Raw genomic sequence first — 21409 nt, 5'->3', positions numbered from 1 at the left:
TTTAAGTTAAAGACGATAAAAGCTAAGAGCAAAACAAGTAGAAGCATATAAAAATAGGCGCATAGCCACTGACTTGGGGCTATCGGTAAAAGTGGAAGAAATTCAAAAGTATGGAAATCACATCAAATAAGAGGATAGATACGCACAATAAGCAAAAAACCGCCTATTTAAAATAACCTTATAAATCAGATAGTAAAAATTAATCTGGGGTAAAGTCGGAGCGATGAAGGCCATATTTAGCCATCTTCTGATTCAACGTACGACGCGGCAGATCAAGCATATCCATTACAGCTTTAATATTACCCTCATGCTCAGCCAACGAGCGTTTAATCACTTCGGCCTCAAAAGCTGCGACCTGAATCGCTAATGGCTGAGAGATATCCCCACTTAACTCGCTTAGTTGCATAGGCTGATCATCTGGAAACAATATAGCGGATACAGACACCCGCTTATCCAATGCGTATCTCATCGCCACATTTTTAAGCTCTCGCACATTACCAGGCCATTGATAACTATGCAGTGCTCTTATATCTTGCTCTGGTAATATACGCGGCTCACACTCATGGCTTTGCGCTGTCATCCTCAAATAATGTTCAAACAGTAAAGGGGCATCCTCCAAACGATCCCGTAAGGGGGGGATATGTAATTGGGTGACATTAAGACGATAAAATAGATCTTCGCGGAAATTATCATCCACTCTCAGATCCGTTTTTGCTGCAGCAATCACTCGCAGATCCACCGCTATAGGTGCATTACCACCTAGCCTTTCAATCACGCCCTCCTGCAATGCTCGCAATAACTTAATTTGCAGATGCAAAGGCATACTCTCAATCTCATCAAGAAACAGCGTACCACCACTCGCATATTCAAATTTGCCGATACGGCGCTTACTCGCCCCAGTAAACGCACCCGCTTCATGACCAAACAACTCACTCTCTATTAACGCTTCAGGGATAGCGCCACAATTAATAGGAACGAAATGGGCTTTATTTCGGGTACTAAACTCATGCAATGACTGGGCTACAAGCTCCTTTCCCGTACCTGTTTCTCCATAAATAATCACATTGGTATCTAAATCAGCTAAGGTAATAATCTCCTGCTTTAAACGTTGTATAACAGGTGATATACCAATCAACCGCTTATCTATACCCGTTGAGCTTGCTAAGTGCTGCTGCAACCGAAGATTATCTAACATGAGGCGACGCTTTTCACAGGCGCGCTGAATCGTTTCCACTAATCGTTCTGGGTTAAAGGGCTTTTCGATAAAATCATAAGCCCCTTTCCGCATGGCCGAGATCGCCATATCTACATCCCCATGCCCTGTCACCAACACAACAGGCAGACCTGGCACCTCAGTCAATGCTAATGCCATAAACTCTAAACCGCTCATCCCGGGCATTTTCACATCACTAACGACAATTCCTTGGAAAGATTCAGAAATATGCTTAAGTGCTTCAGCGCCACTATCGCAGCCAATCACCTCAAAGCCAGCCATGGTTAGCCACTTTTCCGTTGACTTGCGTACCATTGCTTCATCATCAACGAGAAGAACAGTGCCTCTGAAATTATCTTCGTTTACACTCATTTCGCCCATAACTTTCAATTATCCTCCGAGACCGAGAAAATAGGTAGTTTCACCGTAAAAGAGGCTCCACCTAGCCGACTCTCTCCTACTTCTATATCGCCTTCTAGATCACGAATAATAGATTTCACAATAGCTAGCCCTAACCCTAATCCATCACCAATCTTCTTAGAGGTAACAAATGGATCAAATAAGCTATCCAATAAATCCGCAGCAATACCCATTCCCGAATCACTGATCGAAATAATAACCTTATCGCTATAGGTCACCTCTATACTTAACTTCCGCTCAGCGCTTGCACTCATCGCATCCAAAGCATTATTAACCAAATTAACAATTACCTGCTCTAAACGGGTATTGTCGCCCAAGACGTATAACGTATTTCCCGGCAGTTGCGTCGTTAATTCAACTTGCTCATCGACAATACGTTGCTTAAACAGTAGCAATGAATGCTCAACCACCATCTGAATAGAAACCGGCTGTTTATCCTCAGGTTTTTTATAAGCATAGGTTTTTAATTGGGAGGTAATTTGAGCCATATGCTGTGTTAGTAGATCAATTTCAGATAGATTTTCGGTTAACATCTCTGGTTGGTTCAACAGCTGCTTACAGATCGCCACATAATTTCGAATCGCTGTTAAAGGCTGGTTAAGTTCATGAGCAACGGCCGTGGACATACGCCCTAATGCAGCCATTTTTCCGGCCTGAATCAATTCATTTTGCGCTTCGCTTAAGGCCTTTGTCCGCTCTTCAACCTTAGTTTCTAACGAATTATTGGCCCGTTTAAGTTCCATTTCTAAGCCTTTACGGCGGGATATATCAATAACCGTTACCAAAAACCGCTTTGCTTCATCTTTTTCAAGCGCTAAGTCACGTAAAGAGGGAGACTGTTTTGGCAACATTTTTCGGACAGAGATCATTAAGGGGAATTCAGTACCGTCTCCTCTAACGCCTACCGATTCGTAGCCAATCAATGGCGAGAAACTATCCCAATCTAAATTAGTCAGAAGCCGATTCACTAACGGATCACCGTCAGCTACCACCATCTCCGCAATGGGACGGTTGATAATCACCTTCATCATTACCGCAAACTGCTGTAACGCCATTTTATTTGCAAAGCGTATTAAACCCTGACTATCGATTAACAGTAAGCCAACTTGAGCATGGTTAATAATCGCTTTCTGCTGCGCTTCATTTCGCGCTAATGCTTGTCTCGTTTCATTCTGAGATCGTAGCTTTAACTGCCGTTCTCTAAACAACAGCATAAGCAAACCAAAAGCGACACAACCACCAAATGAAAACAGCGTTGCATTACGAATATTTTTATTAACCACATCGGTATCATTTAAAACCGTCACCTCCCACGCTAAGTCGTCAAGTGCGACAGAGCGTGCAAGCCAATGGTGTTTCTCTTTCTCCCACAAAGTGGTAGTTACACCATTGCTTAATTCATGTGGATATATACGCGCTTGAGCTTGGAGGTTTTCAAAACGTTGAAAAGAACCCGTAGAGAAAAATAAGGTTCCTTTGTTATCAGTAATAAGCACAGTTTCAACCGAACGAAGCTTTTGCACTAAGTTTTGCAACTCAATTCGGACGACTGCTGCGCCAATAAAACGGGTGCCCTCATAAATAGGGGAAGACAAAAAATAGGCAGGACGTTTTGTATCTACATTTAAACTAAATTGTCTGCCCCGATGGCCATCACTCGCCTGTTGAAAATAAGCTTGATTATTATGGGAGCGCTGAAAAAAATCCTCTTCATCTCGCCAATGACTATAAGCCAGCGCCCTACCTTCAGTGTTTAATAAAAAAAGTGAGGAGGAACCTGCAACAAGATTCGTTTGCTCAAGGTATAAACTCACTTCAGCGCTTTTTTCGGATTTAGAAAAAGTAAGTAACTCTTTCACGCTCACATTTTGTGAAATAAGAAACGGTAAGTAACGATACTCGCCTAAAGCGACTCGAAGCTCGGTAATCACCTTGAGTAACTCAGCAGAACCTTGGTCATGTAAACGCTGTAACGTCCAGTCACGAGTCACATTAACCACTTGCCAAGTGAACAATAAAGTAAATACTAGAAAAATTAGTGCCATCAGTAATCGATGTATCATTAAAGAGGTACTCATCAGAATAAACAGCAATGGCCCATTAATTGTGATTTAGCCAATACATTTAAAATAAAAGGGCATAATAGATTAAAAGCGATCATAAGGTTGTGCTATTTACCTATACAAAGGAACAGAAACACGTAATTAAACCCATTTGAACAGTAACAGAGAGCTAATCTCTGTGTAATAATACGCACCTCGTTTTACATTGATAGATTAAATACTATGACCGATCTACCAGCAATAATCGCTTACCAAGGTGTCCCAGGCGCCTATTCCCACTTATCCTGTCGTAAAGCTTACCCAGAGCTAGAAGCAAAAGCATGCCATACCTTTGCTGATGCGATGTTTATGGTGGATAGCGGAAAAGCGCGATTTGCAATGATCCCATTAGAGAACTCTACTGCGGGGCGAGTAGAAGAGATCTATCGCTTAATGCCACAAACGAAACTTCACATTGTTGGTGAACATTTCGAACCGGTCAATCACTGCTTGCTTGCGCCCAAAGGCAGCAAAATAAGTGAAATTACAGCAGTATCATCTCACCCCCAAGCTCTCGCACAATGTTACGGCAATATTGCCGAGCTTGGCATAGAACCGATTGCCAGCCTTGATACGGCAGGAGCCGCTGCTGACCTCAGTGTAAATCCGAATAACAAAGGTCTAGCTGCCATCGCATCTAGCCTAGCCGCAGAACTTTACGACCTTAATATTCTGCGTGATAATTTTCAGGATAAATCGGGTAACACTACACGCTTTATGATTTTGGCACGCGATAGTCATATGCCTGAGTTAAAACCAGATGTACGCTTCATGACCTCAATCATGTTTACCGTCAGAAACATCCCCGCCGCCCTTTATAAGGCGCTAGGAGGGTTTTCAACTAACGGCGTTAATATGTTGAAACTTGAAAGCTATATGGCATCAGATACGATGACCGCCACCAGTTTTCACCTTGACGTTGAAGGACACCCTTATCAAGAGTCTATGAAATATGCTCTTCAAGAGTTAGATTTCTTTGCTAAGGAAGTACGTATTATGGGAACTTACCCTTGGCATCCATTCCGTCTACGTGATGATCAGATTATTGAATAAGCTGTACTCCTAGAGCATATAAGCTCCGAACATCTAACACTCAAAAAATCTAAGCCAGCGTAACCCCCTTTTGTAATATGGGCTACGCTTTAACTCACCCACCCCTTCACATTACACATCATGCAAGCGAGCTTGATCCCTCTCCCAACGTTTTTTCATTTTATCCAACACTCTAGCAACTGCCGCAAAACCGAAGCTGGCTGTCACACAGGTTGATGCGCCAAAACCGCCCGAGCAATCTAAACGGGTATTTCCATCCGTAATACTTTTTTGTGCACAAACGGAACCGTCAGGCTGTGGATATACTAGCTGCTCAGTCGAATACACGCAGTCCACCGAAAAGCGTCTACCGCTTTTACTAAACTGATAGTTCCTACGTAATAGTGAACGTACTTTAGCGGCAAGTGGGTCATGGCTGGTTTTGGATAGATCACAGATCTCAATTCTGGTCGGATCTGTTTGTCCACCCGCTCCGCCTACAGTAATAATAGGGATCTTTCGATAGCCACAATGGGAGATTAACGCGGCTTTTTCTTTCACGCTATCAATGGCATCGATCACATAATCGAAATCACTAGTAATCAGCTCAGGAATATTTTCAAGAGTAATGAAATCATCAACCTCATTCACATGGCATGCCGGATTAATCAGTTTTATCCGCTCAGCCATAGCTTCAACTTTAGAACGACCAATATTGCCATCTAATGCATGAATCTGGCGATTAACATTAGTAATACAGATATCATCTAAATCGATTAGTGTTATCTTACCAACTGCTGTACGTGCAAGTGCCTCAGCAACCCAGGAACCGACTCCACCAATACCAATAACGCAGATATGCGCACGACTAAACATATCGACAACATCAGTACCGTATAAGCGACGCGTACCACCAAATCTATTTTCAAAATCGCTGGACAACAATCTTCCCCTAACCTGTGTTAAACCTAAAACGCAGTTCAAACACTTAATTAACTTAAAACTCTTCTTCTGTAATCTCAGTCAGAATAGTATTTCCACATTTACGACATTTACCTTCAATAAAGATAATATCGTTTTGCTCATACTCTATTGGATTTTTCATTCCAAGATTGACCTCTTGGCAGTTATCACACCAAGTTTCCTCAAGGAAAGCCTTTTTCTCATCTTCATCGCGAAGGTTAAAATCACGTTCAATGCGTTCATTATCACTCATCATTATTACCTTTTATTAGTCGTTATTTTTGGCCATTTTAATTGGTCTGGGTGCTCGAAAAAATCACTAACTACTCGTTTAAAATCACTGCCAAACAGCTCTCCCTCGTTAGGCAAGCAGGAGTAATTATACTGTTGATTGTCGTAGCTAAAACTCAAACTAAAAGCATGTAGATAAACCCGATCAGATTCCAAACCCGCATAAAGCTGATCACCTAATATTGGTGAACCTTCACTTTTTAAAGCTACACGAATTTGGTGGGTCTTTCCTGTATATGGTTTTATGATAAACAGACGGAACCCCGGAGCTAGTGAGGTACTAAAAAACTGAGTAATCGCGGGGTTTTCTTTGCTCAACAAAAGCTTCCAGCTGCCCCGTCTCGCCTTGACCATATCGCCAATGATAGCACCTTGCTTTCGGCGAGGCTTTTTTGCGGATATCGCAAGATAATACTTAGTGACTTTACGCTCCCGGAATAGCGCAGAGAGTGCCGCCGCAGCTTTCGCCTGTTTCGCAAAGAGCAAAAGGCCTGATGTGACTTTATCTAATCGATGTATGAGATAAAGTTCATCTAATTTAAAATCATCTTTTAACTGCATAGTTAAACCAGTGTCATTCTGGTCTTTATGGACACTAACCCCCTGAGATTTGTTAATCACAAGAAGATCGTCTGTTTGATCAATGATCTGATACACGCAAAGCCCCATAAAAAAGCGGAATAATGCGGGAGTTGATTATATTTATCAAGGAAGGGAGTTGTTTACTTGAGGAAGCAGGGAAAATATAGGCAGGAAGAGACCCCGCCTAGATAATACTTAAGATAATTTCTCGATCTGCTTTAAAAACTTATCGACTTTATCTGTATATATATGAAATTCAACGCAACGATGACTACCAATCTCTTTAAAATACTCAACCTCTAAACATGCAACATTATCTTCAATAAACTTTGCAGTAGAAAAACGATCATCACCGCCTTTTAGATTGAGAAACTTAACACTATTTGAAACCAATATTAAACGCTTATCCGTCACCGCCGTAAAACCTTTATACCATTCACGGCCTAGTACTTTTCCTTTAGGACTCAGGTGTGTCACCGTAAAACGAACATTGTTCTCTTTAATCAACACCTTTTCTTTGTCTATCTTTTTCTGCAATTTTTCAGAAAGATGATTCTTCGCCATATAACCTCCAAGAAAAGCGCCCTAATGAAATTAGAACTCTACATAAAGGAGCTTCACAGATAATAATGACAGCTTTATGAAAAGCCAGAAAGAAATTAGGAAAGCTAGAGCAAAAAAGGGGGAGGGAAATTACCAATCGTGGCCTGCTCTAAAAGCCAGTTTACAACCCAGTTACTTCTTTAATAAAAGGAATAGTAACCTTACGTTTAGCACTCAACGAGGCTTGATCTAAGGTATCAAGTAACGACGTTAAATCATTCATATTACGACTTGCACGATGAAGGAGGTACCGGGCAACATCTTCAGAGAACTCAAGCCCTCGTGCAGTAGCTCGCATCTGAATTGCTTTAAGCTTAGTGGCATCATCTAAAGCCTGAACCTGGAAAACGACCCCCCAACTTAGACGAGACGCTAAATCGGGTAAGTTAATTCCTAAATATCGCGGCGCAGAACTTGCGGCAATAATTAATATATTGCCTTGTTCACGAATACGATTGAAGAAATGGAATAACGCCTCTTCCCATTGCTTGTCACCTACCACTACATCGATACTATCTAAGCAAACAAGATCAAGATATTCCATACCATCAAGAATACCGCCACCCATATGTTTTAGCTCATCCAGAGGCAGATAAGCAGCCGTTGTGCCCGCAGGATCAGCTTCATGACAAACCGCTTGCAGTAAATGCGTACACCCAACACCCTCCCCACCCCAAATATAGATGAACTGTTCACCCTCGGCATGAGCTGCAGCTTTTAAGCTGGCACATATTAATTCGTTACCTTGAGAATAAAAATTCTCAAAACGAGCATCGTCGTGCAACCCAACGGATAATGGAATTTGAAATGGATGGTTAGTTGTCATTTGTTAACGATTCAGATTGTTCAAGATCACTCGAAGAGTCATGCGCGTATAAAGCACTACTCTTATACCCTTCATTTAGGTGACGCAGTAACACCATAACCACAGCTGCAACAGGCAGTGCCAATAAAATCCCGACAAAACCAAAAAGCTGGCCGCCGGCCATAATAGCAAAAATAACAGCAACTGGGTGCAATCCAATACGATCACCAACCAGAAGCGGTGTTAACAACATCCCCTCTAATAGTTGACCAACAATAAATACCACACCCACAAAAGCCAGCACCATAGGATCTTGGAACTGCATAAAAGCCGCAACACTGGCTACAACAATACCAATAATAAATCCCATATAGGGAACTATACTCGCAAGGCCTGCGATCATACCAACCAAAAGCGCTAGATCAAGCCCTACAATCCATAAACCTGACGCATAAACAATACCTAGCGCCAACATGACCAATAGCTGCCCTTTCATAAAAGCACCCAACACCTCATCGCATTCAGATGCCCATAGAGAGACTTTTGTCTCTAGATTACGAGGCAATAGATGTTTGATCTTATCAACCATAACATCCCAATCACGTAACAGATAAAATGTAACGACAGGAATCAAAACGAGATTCGCGACCCATGCAACAATAGCTAGGCCGGACTTCGTTATACCACCCACTAATTGCGCCATAATATCGCTCGTTTTTTGCAGATCACCCACTAAAAGTTTTTTAAGATGGGCAAAATCAAAAACAGAAGCTTCAAGGCTAAAAGTACTCAGAATCCAAGGAAAAATCTGCTCTTCAAACAAAACTATTGCTTGAGGAACCCGTTCTAATAAGGTCTGAATCTGATAACCAATTTTCGGAATGAAGATTAGAAACAACAGTGCAACTAATGCAGTCATAGCGATAAAAACAATGACTACTGAAACAGTTCTTGATAAACCAGAAGCCTCGAGGCGATCGGCAATAGGGTCAGACAGATATGCCAATAAAGCTCCGATCAAAAACGGTGATAGGATCGGAGCTAACAGATAGATCACACCTGATAGCACTAAAGCTATTATTAAAAAAAACCAGCGTTGTGATTCCGTCATATCCCTATACCTATTTGTTTTAACCTTGCCAACGGTAGCTCAATATATTGAGGCCATTAAGGTCTAATTGCTGATCCATCGCTTGAATACGAGGTTCAACGCCAATTGCTTGCTGCAGCTGCTGTTCACTTCCATCTAGCTCCAATCTCAAAACAACGTCACCACTCATCACCCTCTCAGGCTTTAGTGTACGTACGATCGGAAGGGATTTTAAAAAATCAGTTATCTGCACATAATCACTTAAACTATTGATATTACTAACCTTAACAGCAACCCCTGATTGAAAATAGCTCAAATCATGGCTAACAACGGGATTAAACAACTGATCGGATATAGTATCTACCATTTGAGTCAAGACCGATTCTGCGTTACCTGAATAGGATAGTCGCTCAACCTTTCCATCCTTTAAAAAGATAGCATTCAACTGAATCATGCCCGAAGTTGATTTTTGCAACCGAGCAGCAATCACCGCATCTGGACGATAGCGTGTCGAGGAGGATTGTACTGCATCTTCAAATAACCCCCATACATCACTCACCTGTATTGCTGTCTGATCCTGTAAATCTAACAAAGGCAGTTGGATAGGTAGACCCCGAGCACGAGCAGTTGAATTTAAAAGATTAATCTCAACGCTGTCGGCAGAAACGAAGTCTTGATAACCCTGCTGATCGGAGACCAACCATACCAACAAGGTAGGACGCTGAATACCTAATGGCTTCACTCCAGTTTGGGTAATCAAATGGTCAACGGCAGCACTGTTATAATCAAGAAGCAATCTTGTAACATTTTGCCCCGCAATGATTCGACTCGTAAAACTAAACTGCTGTAAAAAAGTCGATGGCGCCTGTAATTGCTGACGAATAGCCGGGTGGGTATTTAATGACCGCTTACCTGATACTTTTACCAAGACCTGCTTTAGACCTTCAGTAATTTGTGCATCAGTCGGCGCCTGCGTTTCTGCGTTAACGGGTAGTTCGACGCTGTAAAGGTTACTCATAGTGCCTGCATAGGCAACAGGTGTAACAACAGCAAAAACAAATACAAGCAAGGTAATGCAATAAGTCCGCAAGACGTCCATTAAGCTGCCTCAAAATTTGCAAACAGGAAGATGGCGTAACTGTACCACAAGCTGATAATGCTTTTTAGATGGTTTCTTATGACATTTTGTTAATTTTGCATCAGGATATGAGTGTATTAAATGCCAAGAAACGGTAGAATACGCGCAATAATTTTCTTCCATATTTTCCCTTGCACATGAAAGGTTAACTGATCCATGTCTACCGGTTCTGATAGCAGCTCACTGAGCTATAAAGATGCGGGTGTCGATATCGACGCTGGCAATGCCCTAGTTGATCGTATTAAAGGCGTAGCAAAAAGCACCACCCGCCCAGAAGTAATGGGAGGCTTAGGTGGTTTCGGCGCATTATGTCGTATCCCTGAAGGCTATCGTAAACCTGTACTTGTTTCAGGTACTGACGGTGTCGGTACTAAACTACGTTTAGCTATGGATTTAGGTAAACACGACACTATTGGTATCGATTTAGTCGCTATGTGTGTCAACGACTTGATTGTAGCCGGCGCAGAACCTCTACTTTTCTTAGATTATTACGCGACAGGTAAACTTAACGTTGATACTGCAGCAGATGTTGTAACAGGCATAGGCAAAGGTTGCGAGCTTGCCGGAGCCGCTTTAGTCGGCGGTGAAACAGCAGAAATGCCAGGCATGTACGAAGGCGAAGATTACGACTTAGCCGGATTCTGTACAGGCGTAGTAGAAGAAGATGACATTATAGATGGTAGCCAAGTTAAAGTCGGTGACGTACTGATCGGTTTAGCCTCTTCAGGTCCCCATTCAAACGGTTACTCTTTGATTCGTAAAATCTTAGAAGTAAGCGGCACTGAATTAACTGCTGAATTAGATGGCAAACCTCTGGCTGATGCTTTAATGGCACCAACGCGGATCTATGTTAAGTCTCTGCTTAAGCTCATTAAAGAGTCACAAGTTAATGCGCTATCTCACATTACTGGCGGCGGTTTACTTGAGAATATCCCACGCGTACTTCCGGCTAACGCAAAAGCGGTAATTAATACGCAGTCTTGGACCTTGCCTCCTGTTTTCACATGGTTGCAAGAACAAGGAAATGTAGCAACAACTGAAATGTACCGCACATTTAACTGCGGCGTAGGCATGGTGATCTGTGTACCTGCTGAGAAACAAGAAGAAGCCCTTTCTATTCTGGCTGATGCCAATGAAGAGGCTTGGGTAATCGGTTCTATTGCTGAAGCAAACAATGGCGAAGAACAGGTTGAACTTGCAGGCATGGGAGTTTAATCCAGCCTATGACCAAAAGAATCGTTGTCCTGATTTCAGGTAGTGGTTCGAATCTGCAAGCTATAATGGACGCTATCGATACAGGCCAGATCAATGGCCGTATCGAAGCTGTTCTTAGCAATAAAGCCGAGGCTTTTGGCTTGCAGCGCGCCCAAAATGCTAATATTCCAGCAATCACGTTAAAACATACTGACTTTGAAGATCGCCTCAGCTTTGATCAAGCGATGATTAAAGAGATAGATCAGTATCAACCTGACCTTATTGTACTTGCTGGTTTCATGCGGATTCTAACACCGGACTTTGTTCGTCATTATCAAGGACGGATGCTTAATATCCACCCATCCTTACTCCCTAAGTATAAAGGCTTACATACACATAAGCGTGCGATTGAAGCGGGTGACAAAGAACACGGCTGCACTGTACATTTTGTGACTGAAGAGCTTGATGGGGGCCCCCTTGCTGTTCAGGGTAAAGTCAGTGTCACTATGGATGATAATGAAGAGAGCTTACAGCAAAAAGTACATGCTATTGAGCATGTAATATATCCACTTGCCGTTGAGTTATACTGTGCTAATAAGTTAATCTGGACTCAAAGCGGGATACTTATGGATGGTAATACCCTGCCATCGCAAGGCTATCAAGTGGCTCCATTAGATTAAGAGGATATAATTATGTTTAGAATTTCATTGAGGACGCCACTTATACTTTTAGCCTCTCTTTTCTTCTTAACTACCCCTCTTCATGCTGACGTATCTGTATTTAAACCTTTTACAGCATCTTATGAATTAGATTGGGATGGCCCTATCTCAGTGAGTGGAGACACAATTCGCCAACTAAAAAAGTCATCCGATGATAGTTGGACGTTCGAATCTAAAGCCAACTCGATGTTTGCCAGCATATTCGAAAAAAGCCACTTTCAATGGAATAACAAAGCCCTCTCCCCTATTCATTACACATTTAAGCGCAGCGTTTTTGGCAAAAAACGTAACGCAGAAATCAGCTTTGACTGGGAAAATAATCGTGTTACCAATGAAGTAGACGATAAACCTTGGCAGATGGATGTGACCCCCGGCGTACAAGATAAAATAAGTTATCAAATGCTACTCCAGCAGGAGCTAGCTAAAGGGGAAACCAGTTTTACCTATCAAGTTGCCGATGGCGGTATTTTAAAAGAGTATAAATTCCAAGTAGATGGCCAAGAGGTAATTGAAGCCCCTATAGGCATCTATAAAACGATTAGAGTAAAGCGGGTTCGTGAAGCAAACAGCCCAAGGCAAACCTACATCTGGTTTGCCCCAGAACTCAATTATCAAATAATTAAGCTCAAACAAATAGAGAAAAAAGATAAAGCTTATACTCTATTACTGAAAGAGCTAAACTCTAATTAATCTATTTCAGGAATCCAGCCTGCAGGCATTGCACTAAACCGGCTAAACAGATCTGATTCCCGCTGCTCATCTCTCAAATCGGCCAATAGAATTCTGGAATTATCTAGAAATAAAACAGCCGTTTGAGCTCTAAGACCCGTATGGATATCTTGATAAGGTTCAGAAAAAACCAAACGACTTTGTGTATCAGTAGAGCCTAATAGCTCAAAAAAGTATGGCCGCCAACTCCAATTATATCCGTTATGGCTATTATCCTTGATCCAACCTTTATCACTATTTTCATAGTTGGGTGAGATCTGATTCCCTAACCGGTCACAAAGATAAAAACGTAACAGGTGGTCTGCAGCAACAAAATGCTCTAAACCCCCATCATCATTTGCAGCCCTTAGCACCTCGCGAAGAGATAATAGCTCCGCTTTTATTTTATCCGCTCGCCAATGACTACGTGAGGTTGCCTCTATAGCACGATCACGGTAGTGGCTTAATAAGTTGCTTACCTTTACGACTGTACTATCTGGCGCTTCCATTTTCTCAGTGGCAGCTGAAAACAAAAAACCTTGAACGTAAACCGCATTACAACTCAATGCTAAGTAATACTCATCTTCCGTTTCCACGCCTTCACACAGTACTTTACTACCAAGTTTAGACGCTAATTCACCCAACATCTGTATCATGGATGACCTACGATTATCTTCAGCACCGCTCTTTATAAGCGTCATATCAAGCTTAATAATATCGGGTTTTAACAACGCTATTCGATCAAGTTGAGAGAAACCGGTACCAAAATCATCTATAGCAACTCTAAACCCTTGTTCACGATAGCGATCCACTAAACGCTCAATCACATCAAGGTCACCATCAAGCTCTGTAATTTCTATAACAACTTTTGAGCTATCCGCCGCAAGCGACTTAATCATCTCAAGGGTTGGTAGATTATCTAAAGACTCTAAATACTGCAGCCATTCGGGAGAGATGTTTATGCTTAAAAACGTATCATCCGGAAGATTTTCAAGCTGCTTTAACGCTTTTAGGCGAACATCCCTATCCAACATAATACGCTCTTTAACGTCAATCGTATGATCCGAAAACAGACCACCTGCTGAAACAACGTTACCCGCAGCATCCTCCATGCGCGCTAGAGCTTCATAACCGGCTATACGCCCTGTAGCCGTTTCAATAATAGGCTGAAAATAAGGAAAAACTGTAACGCTCATATATAAAACTCTACTCTTACTTAACTCTAAACCAATTTGGAACACTTAATCCCAAATCAATAATTGAAATTCACGAAGATACTGAACTAACTTTGCGTTTATTTTTTTTAGATTCATACATACGTTGATCAGCAAGCAATAGAAGATCGTAACTATCTTTAGAATCTGCAGGATAAGTTGATACACCCACACTACAATCCAAAAAGATCTCTTCTCCCTCCCAATCAAAAGGTCTTTGAAAAACATCGCCTATCGCCTTACGACAACTTTCAAAAGCCTCATCATCTTTTACATCTATCATTAAAACTACAAATTCATCCCCACCATAACGAGCAACAAAATCTGATTTCCTAACAGCATTTTTTAATCGATTAGAAAATTTCTTCAAAAGCATATCACCAACCCCATGCCCAAACAGGTCATTTACTGGCTTAAACTTATCAAGATCAATAAAGAAAACCCCTAACTTACCTTCATATCGCTCAGCTCTAGCCACCTCGAGTTCCAATCTATCTAACAAGCCTCGTCTATTACCAATCCCCGTAAGAAGATCATGGCTGGCAAGATAAGATAAATGTTCCTGGACCTTCATATGGTGGCTAATATCATTGATCGTCGTTATCAAAAACTTCTTTCCATTTAAGACAAAGCTACGTTTTAATAATTCAATTTTTATAGCCTCACCGGTTGCAGTAATAGCAAAGGTTTCATCATTCTCGACTCGAAAAAGCTGACTCTCGGTCAGCGTCAAAAAGCCCTTTTTTGAATAACCAAACTTTTCCAAGCTCATAGCATTGGCAAACTGAACTTCACCTTTTTCATTAAAGACAATCAAACAAGCTGCAGCACTATTGACTAAATGTATGAAGCTTTGCATTAACATTTCTGTCTCTTCCGAACGTTTGTTATAGAGCCTAACAATGATCGCAAAATTCAATAACGCTAACACAAAAGCAAATGCCTGAACCCAGCGCAGGCTCGTTGTCTTCTCTGCCGCCATCTGCTCAATACGAAAAGTTAAGGCATTCATAAGACCCAGCATTTTTAAATTACTGTTTTTACTGATCTCTAATGCGCTATTAAAAGCGACTTGATCTTCAGGATTCTCAAGCAGCTTTTCTATATGTAAACCTAACTTATCAATCAACCCACGGGTTTCAGATACAAACTGCAGAGCAATAGGGTCTGACAAACCTGGAAATTTTTTACTATCACCTAAACCGCCAACAGCATCGCCACCCTCTTCAAAAACAACCAATGTAGAGAGGAATAATTTATAGACATACTCCAACTCTTTTTTATAGCTAACTGAACTCATCTGATCATCGGACATCAAAAGTAAAACTTTCGTCATTCGCTGCGACAACATTCTCTGTCTGCCAGCTATATTTATGGCCAATGCATCATCTTCAACTTGCTGAGTAATGAAGAAATTTATGCCCAAAGCAGTGCAATCAAGCACCAAAAAGAAGCATATAACAATAGTTATAACGCCTTTCCCTTTATAGGGGTTGCTCAAAGCTCCATGCGCCATAAGACCGGTCCTTTTGATATCACTATTTTTTTCAAAACAGCTCGATTACGAATTAAAGCAATAAACAGACCAAAGAAATAAAACTCTCTGTATCAGACTATAAATAATCTTCCTCCTTAGACATATGAAAATACAGACAGTTAAAACTTAGTGTAGGAGTCTAACTCTTTCTCGACTGGAATTTGCCACTTAGATAATAGCTCTCGTGCACTAACAAATTTCTTTTCTGCATCAATTCTTAAATGTTGCAGTGATCCAGTCATTCCAGCCCGAACCCTAAGCATTTGATATTTAAACAAAGGAATTAATTTCCGCTCTAAACGAACAGAGCAAACTTTATTCTGCTGCATCACAACAGCTGGATCTGAACTCTCAAAAAGCTCAGCCTCTAACTGAACCAACTGCTGAGTATGTGCACATAACTCTCGCTGCTCTAACGCAGCTATAGCCGTGAACACATAAGGTCCTGAAATAGGCGTAAAAGAAGCGATAGCCGTTTCAACACGTCTTTCTGTACGACGCTCAGCCTCAAGCAACTCGTTTTTTCGATAGTTAAGAAACCCTTTTTGGATCTTATCAATCGAGCCCTGTAATGTTTTATTTTCTTTTGTTAAATCATAGTTCTCTTGACTAAATTGCTGCATAGACGCCAGATCACCAAGCTTTTTGTACTCTGACAATTCAGCTTTAAGCATATAGCAATAAAAGCCAACCCCCGCAGCAACAAGAACAGCCGCCGCAGCTACACCACCTAATACAATAGTTTTATTCATAAGCATCAATCAACAATCGTCTAATTACGGTTAACATCACAATAGTTGCTGGATTATCCAGTCGTCAAACTAAACAGTAATAAGCTAAAACAAAAAAAGGCAGCCGAAGCTGCCTTTTTCTTAACAGGAGGTAGCTTACCAGCCTGTAAGTTCTTTCAAAGCATCACCGATTTGAGCCAAAGAACGTACAGTCTTAACACCTGCATCCTCTAGGGCTGCAAATTTCTCATCAGCAGTACCTTTACCGCCAGAGATAATTGCACCGGCATGACCCATACGCTTACCTGCAGGTGCAGTAACACCAGCAATGTAAGATACAACAGGCTTAGTTACATTTGCTTTGATATAAGCAGCCGCTTCTTCTTCAGCTGTACCACCGATTTCACCGATCATAACAATCGCTTCAGTCTGTGGATCATTCTGGAACATTTCCAAAATATCAATGAAGTTAGAACCTGGAATTGGGTCACCACCAATACCTACACAGGTAGACTGACCAAAGCCAGCATCTGTAGTCTGCTTCACAGCTTCGTAAGTCAACGTACCTGAACGAGAAACGATACCAACTTTACCCGGTAAGTGAATGTGACCTGGCATAATACCAATTTTACATTCGCCTGGCGTAATAACACCTGGGCAGTTAGGGCCGATTAGGCGCACGCCTAGCTCGTCACATTTAACTTTACACTGAAGCATATCCATAACAGGAATATGTTCAGTGATACAAACGATCAGCTTAATTCCACTATTCGCTGCTTCAAGGATAGAATCCTTACAAAAAGGAGCAGGAACATAGATAACAGACGCTTCGGCACCTGTTTCAGCAACAGCTTCAGCAACCGTGTTAAATACAGGTAGACCTAGGTGAGTAGAACCACCTTTACCTGGTGTAACACCGCCAACCATTTTAGTGCCATAGGCAATTGCTTGTTCAGAGTGGAAGGTACCCTGACCACCAGTGAAACCCTGACAGATTACTTTGGTGTCTTTATTAATCAAAACGGACATTATTTACCCTCCGCTGCGTTTACTGCCTGCTGTGCTGCGTCAGTCAAGCTAGTAGCTGCGATGATATCAAGACCAGATTCAGCTAATAATTTAGAACCTAGTTCAGCATTGTTACCTTCCAGACGTACTACAACCGGTACGTTTACCCCAACTTCTTTAACAGCACCAATAATACCTTCAGCAATTAGGTCGCAACGTACGATACCACCAAAGATGTTAACTAATACTGTTTTAACTTTGTCATCAGCAAGGATCAATTTGAACGCTTCAGTAACACGTTCTTTAGTCGCACCGCCGCCAACATCAAGGAAGTTAGCTGGGAAGCCTCCGTGCAACGCAACGATATCCATCGTACCCATTGCTAGGCCTGCACCGTTAACCATGCAGCCAATAGTGCCATCTAGAGCAACATAGTTCAGATCCCACTCAGCAGCATGTGCTTCACGCTCATCTTCTTGAGATGGATCATGCATCGCCTGAAGATCTTTATGACGGTATACAGCATTACCATCAATCGCTACTTTAGCGTCTAGGCAGTGCAGGTTACCTGCATCAGTAATAACAAGAGGGTTGATCTCAAGTAATGCAAGATCTTTCTCTTCGAACATTTTTGCTAGACCAAGAAAAATATGAACGAACTGCTTAATCTGGTCACCTTGTAGACCTAATTTAAACGCTAGTTCACGACCCTGATATGGCTGAGCACCCGTTAAAGGATCAATTTCAGCTTTCAGGATTTTCTCAGGAGTTTCTTCAGCAACCTTCTCAATTTCAACGCCACCTTCAGTAGATGCCATGAAAATAATACGACGAGAAGAACGGTCAACTACTGCGCCAAGATAAAGCTCATTAGCGATATCAGTACAGTCTTCAACCAAAATTTTTGCTACCGGCTGCCCATTAGCATCAGTCTGATAAGTAACAAGGTTTTTACCAAGCCAGTTAGCTGCAAATTCAGATGCTTCAGCAGGAGAATCAACCAGCTTTACGCCGCCAGCCTTACCGCGGCCACCTGCGTGAACCTGCGTTTTAACAACCCACTTATCACCGCCAATTTTCTCAGCCGCTGCCGCAGCAGCTTCCGGAGTATCTACCGCGATTCCTTTAGAAACCGGCAGACCATATTCGGCAAACAGCTGTTTGCCCTGGTACTCATGAAGATTCATGCTCTAATCCGTTGTGTTGTCACTATATGATTTTTCTGTATCGAAAGTCTAAATACGCTTTCGTAACAGCCCTGTTGGGTTCAACAACAAGTATTGCTAAACAGCTAGCTGCGCCGTTGCAGCTAGCCGAGTCAAAACACTAAATTATTAGCGTTTTTTGCGGTTCGCCATATGAATGGCGTGACCATCAACCGCTAAGGCTGCTTCATGAATGGCTTCACTCACTGTTGGGTGAGCAAAGACAGTCAATTGCAGATCTTCTGCACTAGAGCAGAATTCCATAGCAATTGCCGCTTGGCCGATCAATTCGGACGCAATAGCGCCAACCATATGAACGCCCAAAATACGATCAGTCTCTTCACATGCAATAATTTTAACAAAACCTTCAGTTTCGTTAGCAGCCATTGCACGGCCAGAGGCAGCAAATGGGAATTTACCCACTTTCACTTTTACGCCTTCAGCTTTAAGTTCCTGCTCTGTTTTACCTACCCACGCCAATTCAGGGTGCGTGTAAATAATATTAGGAATAACATCATAATTAAGCTGGGCATGATGACCTGCAATAATATCTGCAACCATGATGCCCTCTTCTGATGCTTTATGCGCCAACATTGGACCACGCACAGAGTCACCAATAGCGTAAACACCTGGAACACCCGTTTCACACTGCTCGTTCACAAAGATGAAACCACGCTCATCTAAGTTCACGCCAGAGTCATCAGCTAATAGACCTTGAGTCTGAGGCTTACGGCCAACAGCAACAATCAGCTTATCAACGACAATCTCTTTATCACCTTCGGCATCAGCGAACTTAACTTTCACTTCTTTACCGTCAATGATCTCAGTACCTGTACAACGGGCACCTAGCTTAATATCTAGCTTCTGTTTCTTAAAAAGTTTAGCCGCTTCTTTAGCAACGTCTTTATCTGTCAGAGCCAGAAAATCATCCATTGCTTCAAGTACGGTAACTTCAGTACCTAAACGCGCCCAAACAGAACCCATTTCAAGACCGATAACACCGGCACCAATAACACCTAAACGTTTAGGTGTTTCATCGATATTTAGTGCGCCTTCGTTATCAAGAATCAAACCTTCTGTTAAAGGAGCAGGAGGAATCTCAACAGGAACAGAACCTGTTGCCAAAATCACATTGTCAGCGGCATAAGTACTAGTAGAGCCATCCGCAGCCGTTACTTCAACCTGCTTATTGCCCTGTAGCTTACCCATCCCCTGAAGAACAGTAACACCGTTCGCTTTAAACAGACCGGCAATACCACCCGTTAGGTTTTTAACGATGGAGTCCTTACGCGCAACCATTTTTTTAACATCCATGGTTACATCGCTAGTCATAATCCCATGCACATCAGCGTGCTGGGCATTATGAAACTGGTGCGTAGACTCTAGTAAAGCTTTTGAAGGGATACAACCAACGTTCAGGCATGTTCCGCCTAAAACTGCGGCACCTTTTTCATCTATCCACTTTTCAACACAAGCAGTTTTTAAACCAAGCTGAGCTGCACGAATAGCAGCTACGTAACCGCCAGGACCTGCACCAATAACAATAACGTCAAATTTATCAGACATGTTTTACCCTATCTTCACTCTATACTTGTTAAGGACTGACTTTAGACTTCCAGGAGCATACGTGCAGGATCTTCCAGGAGATCTTTAATAGTCACTAGGAATTGTACAGCTTCCTTACCATCAATCATACGGTGATCATATGACAGAGCTAGATACATCATTGGTAAGATTTCAACCTGGCCATTCACCGCCATAGGACGCTCTTGAATTTTATGCATACCCAAGATCGCAGTCTGTGGTGGGTTCAGGATAGGTGTAGACATCAAGGATCCAAACACGCCACCATTGGTAATAGTGAATGTACCACCTTGCATATCATCCATTCCCAATTTACCGTCTCTGCCACGCTTACCAAAATCGGCAATCGTGCTTTCTACATCAGCTAAGCTCATAGCATCAGTATCACGAAGAACAGGAACCATAAGACCACGTTCAGTTGATACGGCAACACCAATATCCTGATATCCGTGGTAAACCATATCGTTCCCATCGATTGACGCGTTTACAGCTGGGAATTTTTTAAGCGCTTCGGTTGCTGCTTTCACAAAGAAAGACATAAAACCTAAACGTGTTCCATTATGAGTTTTCTCAAACAGATCTTTATACTGTTTACGAAGTTCCATAACAGGCTTCATATTAACTTCGTTATACGTCGTCAACATCGCTGCATTTTGCTGAGCTTCAACAAGACGTTTAGCGATTGTCGCACGTAGACGCGTCATAGGAACTCGCTTCTCTACACGCTCACCTACAGCGACATTCACGCTTGGTGCTGCTGGAGCTGCGGCCGCTGGAACAGGCGCGGCAGCTGCTGGGGCTGGTGCAGGAACACCATTTTTCATAAAGTTTTGAACATCTTCTTTAGTGATACCACCGTTTTTCCCAGTACCTGGGATAGCAGAAGCATCTAAGCCGTTCTCTTCAATCAACTTACGCGCTGCAGGCCCTACTTTATCTGCATCACCCGTAGATTCAGCTACTGCTTCAGTAGCAGGAGCTGCGCTACCCGCAGCACCCGCCGTGAAATGAGCGATTACTTCATCACTTAAAACTGTCTCACCTTCACCTTTTAGGATGTCAGCGATTACACCATCTTCAGGTGCTACAACTTCTAAAACAACTTTATCAGTTTCGATATCTACAATCAGATCATCAGCAGAGCACGCTTCACCAGGTTGTTTGTGCCAAGTTGCAATTGTGCCGTCTGCTACTGATTCAGGGAACGTCGGCGCTTTGATTTCGATGGACATATTTTTTCCTTTATCGTTATCACCGTCAGGCGATTAAA

20 protein-coding genes are annotated in these 21409 nt (G+C 42.2%); 4 read left to right on the top strand and 16 right to left on the bottom strand.

Annotated elements, in window-relative coordinates:
- Positions 1-199: 199 nt before the first annotated feature.
- Both ACOQOE_RS08160 and ACOQOE_RS08155 read right to left on the bottom strand, forming a co-directional pair.
- Complete coding sequence (locus ACOQOE_RS08160) at positions 200-1594, bottom strand: sigma-54-dependent transcriptional regulator (protein WP_420555403.1); 1395 nt, start codon at positions 1592-1594, stop codon at positions 200-202.
- Between the two features lie 5 nt (positions 1595-1599).
- On the bottom strand, positions 1600-3678 hold the full coding sequence (locus ACOQOE_RS08155) for an ATP-binding protein (RefSeq protein WP_420555402.1): 2079 nt from the start codon (positions 3676-3678) through the stop codon (positions 1600-1602).
- 240 nt (positions 3679-3918) lie between these two features.
- Here ACOQOE_RS08155 and ACOQOE_RS08150 point away from each other — a divergent pair, with 240 nt between their 5' ends.
- Positions 3919-4788 carry a prephenate dehydratase gene (locus tag ACOQOE_RS08150; RefSeq protein WP_067867038.1) on the top strand — a complete coding sequence of 290 codons (870 nt, stop codon included), beginning with the start codon at positions 3919-3921 and terminating at the stop codon, positions 4786-4788.
- Between the two features lie 111 nt (positions 4789-4899).
- Here the strand turns inward: ACOQOE_RS08150 and tcdA are convergent, their stop codons facing one another.
- The 7 genes from tcdA to ACOQOE_RS08115 form a co-directional block, all read right to left on the bottom strand.
- Positions 4900-5709, bottom strand: coding sequence for a tRNA cyclic N6-threonylcarbamoyladenosine(37) synthase TcdA (gene tcdA, locus ACOQOE_RS08145; RefSeq protein ID WP_067867036.1), 810 nt, complete (start codon positions 5707-5709; stop codon positions 4900-4902).
- Positions 5710-5764: 55 nt separating this feature from the next.
- Entirely contained in the window at positions 5765-5983 is a 219-nt protein-coding gene (locus ACOQOE_RS08140) for a hypothetical protein (protein WP_420555401.1), read from the bottom strand.
- Positions 5984-5988: 5 nt separating this feature from the next.
- Positions 5989-6678, bottom strand: a complete 690-nt coding sequence (locus tag ACOQOE_RS08135) for a TIGR01621 family pseudouridine synthase (protein WP_420555400.1) — start codon at positions 6676-6678, stop codon at positions 5989-5991.
- A gap of 120 nt (positions 6679-6798) precedes the next feature.
- On the bottom strand, positions 6799-7167 hold the full coding sequence (locus tag ACOQOE_RS08130) for a hypothetical protein (RefSeq protein WP_067867032.1): 369 nt from the start codon (positions 7165-7167) through the stop codon (positions 6799-6801).
- Between the two features lie 160 nt (positions 7168-7327).
- The gene (gene hda, locus ACOQOE_RS08125) at positions 7328-8032 is read right to left on the bottom strand and encodes a DnaA regulatory inactivator Hda (RefSeq protein WP_067867030.1); all 705 of its coding nucleotides are present in this window, start codon (positions 8030-8032) and stop codon (positions 7328-7330) included.
- The gene (locus tag ACOQOE_RS08120; protein ID WP_067867028.1) at positions 8022-9122 is read right to left on the bottom strand and encodes an AI-2E family transporter; all 1101 of its coding nucleotides are present in this window, start codon (positions 9120-9122) and stop codon (positions 8022-8024) included. The genes hda and ACOQOE_RS08120 overlap by 11 nt, the downstream gene beginning before the upstream one ends.
- A gap of 19 nt (positions 9123-9141) precedes the next feature.
- Positions 9142-10200 carry a DUF2066 domain-containing protein gene (locus tag ACOQOE_RS08115; protein WP_067867026.1) on the bottom strand — a complete coding sequence of 353 codons (1059 nt, stop codon included), beginning with the start codon at positions 10198-10200 and terminating at the stop codon, positions 9142-9144.
- Between the two features lie 195 nt (positions 10201-10395).
- On the opposite strand from ACOQOE_RS08115, the gene purM reads away from it, so the two are divergent.
- From purM to ACOQOE_RS08100, 3 genes are read left to right on the top strand one after another with little or no spacing between them, the layout of a single operon-like run.
- Positions 10396-11454 (top strand): phosphoribosylformylglycinamidine cyclo-ligase, encoded by a 1059-nt coding sequence (gene purM / locus ACOQOE_RS08110; protein ID WP_067867024.1) that lies wholly within the window; start codon positions 10396-10398, stop codon positions 11452-11454.
- An 8-nt stretch (positions 11455-11462) separates the two neighbouring features.
- Positions 11463-12113: a phosphoribosylglycinamide formyltransferase gene (gene purN, locus ACOQOE_RS08105; RefSeq protein ID WP_067867022.1), complete on the top strand. Its 651-nt coding sequence runs from the start codon at positions 11463-11465 to the stop codon at positions 12111-12113.
- Positions 12114-12125: 12 nt separating this feature from the next.
- On the top strand, positions 12126-12842 hold the full coding sequence (locus tag ACOQOE_RS08100) for a DUF3108 domain-containing protein (protein ID WP_067867020.1): 717 nt from the start codon (positions 12126-12128) through the stop codon (positions 12840-12842).
- Here the strand turns inward: ACOQOE_RS08100 and ACOQOE_RS08095 are convergent.
- The 7 genes from ACOQOE_RS08095 to odhB all read right to left on the bottom strand — a co-directional run bounded on the left by ACOQOE_RS08095 (position 12839) and on the right by odhB (position 21371).
- Positions 12839-14056: an EAL domain-containing protein gene (locus ACOQOE_RS08095; RefSeq protein ID WP_156473699.1), complete on the bottom strand. Its 1218-nt coding sequence runs from the start codon at positions 14054-14056 to the stop codon at positions 12839-12841. The genes ACOQOE_RS08100 and ACOQOE_RS08095 overlap by 4 nt on opposite strands.
- 70 nt (positions 14057-14126) lie before the next feature.
- A complete protein-coding gene (locus tag ACOQOE_RS08090; RefSeq protein ID WP_420555399.1) occupies positions 14127-15590 on the bottom strand; it encodes a diguanylate cyclase in 1464 nt (487 codons plus the stop codon).
- Between the two features lie 140 nt (positions 15591-15730).
- On the bottom strand, positions 15731-16363 hold the full coding sequence (locus ACOQOE_RS08085; RefSeq protein WP_156473698.1) for a hypothetical protein: 633 nt from the start codon (positions 16361-16363) through the stop codon (positions 15731-15733).
- Between the two features lie 135 nt (positions 16364-16498).
- Complete coding sequence (gene sucD, locus ACOQOE_RS08080; protein WP_067867012.1) at positions 16499-17371, bottom strand: succinate--CoA ligase subunit alpha; 873 nt, start codon at positions 17369-17371, stop codon at positions 16499-16501.
- Positions 17371-18537, bottom strand: a complete 1167-nt coding sequence (sucC, locus tag ACOQOE_RS08075; RefSeq protein ID WP_067867010.1) for an ADP-forming succinate--CoA ligase subunit beta — start codon at positions 18535-18537, stop codon at positions 17371-17373. The genes sucD and sucC overlap by 1 nt, the downstream gene beginning before the upstream one ends.
- A 147-nt stretch (positions 18538-18684) precedes the next feature.
- On the bottom strand, positions 18685-20121 hold the full coding sequence (lpdA, locus tag ACOQOE_RS08070) for a dihydrolipoyl dehydrogenase (protein WP_067867008.1): 1437 nt from the start codon (positions 20119-20121) through the stop codon (positions 18685-18687).
- Between the two features lie 41 nt (positions 20122-20162).
- A complete protein-coding gene (gene odhB / locus ACOQOE_RS08065) occupies positions 20163-21371 on the bottom strand; it encodes a 2-oxoglutarate dehydrogenase complex dihydrolipoyllysine-residue succinyltransferase (protein ID WP_420555398.1) in 1209 nt (402 codons plus the stop codon).
- Positions 21372-21409 lie beyond the last annotated feature (38 nt).

Origin of the sequence: Neptuniibacter marinus, from assembly GCF_965223595.1 — a bacterium.
Taxonomy (GTDB): domain Bacteria; phylum Pseudomonadota; class Gammaproteobacteria; order Pseudomonadales; family Balneatricaceae; genus Neptuniibacter; species Neptuniibacter marinus.
The sequence above is the reverse complement of the archived record's forward strand: the minus strand, read 5'-3'. Positions and strand labels throughout refer to the sequence as shown.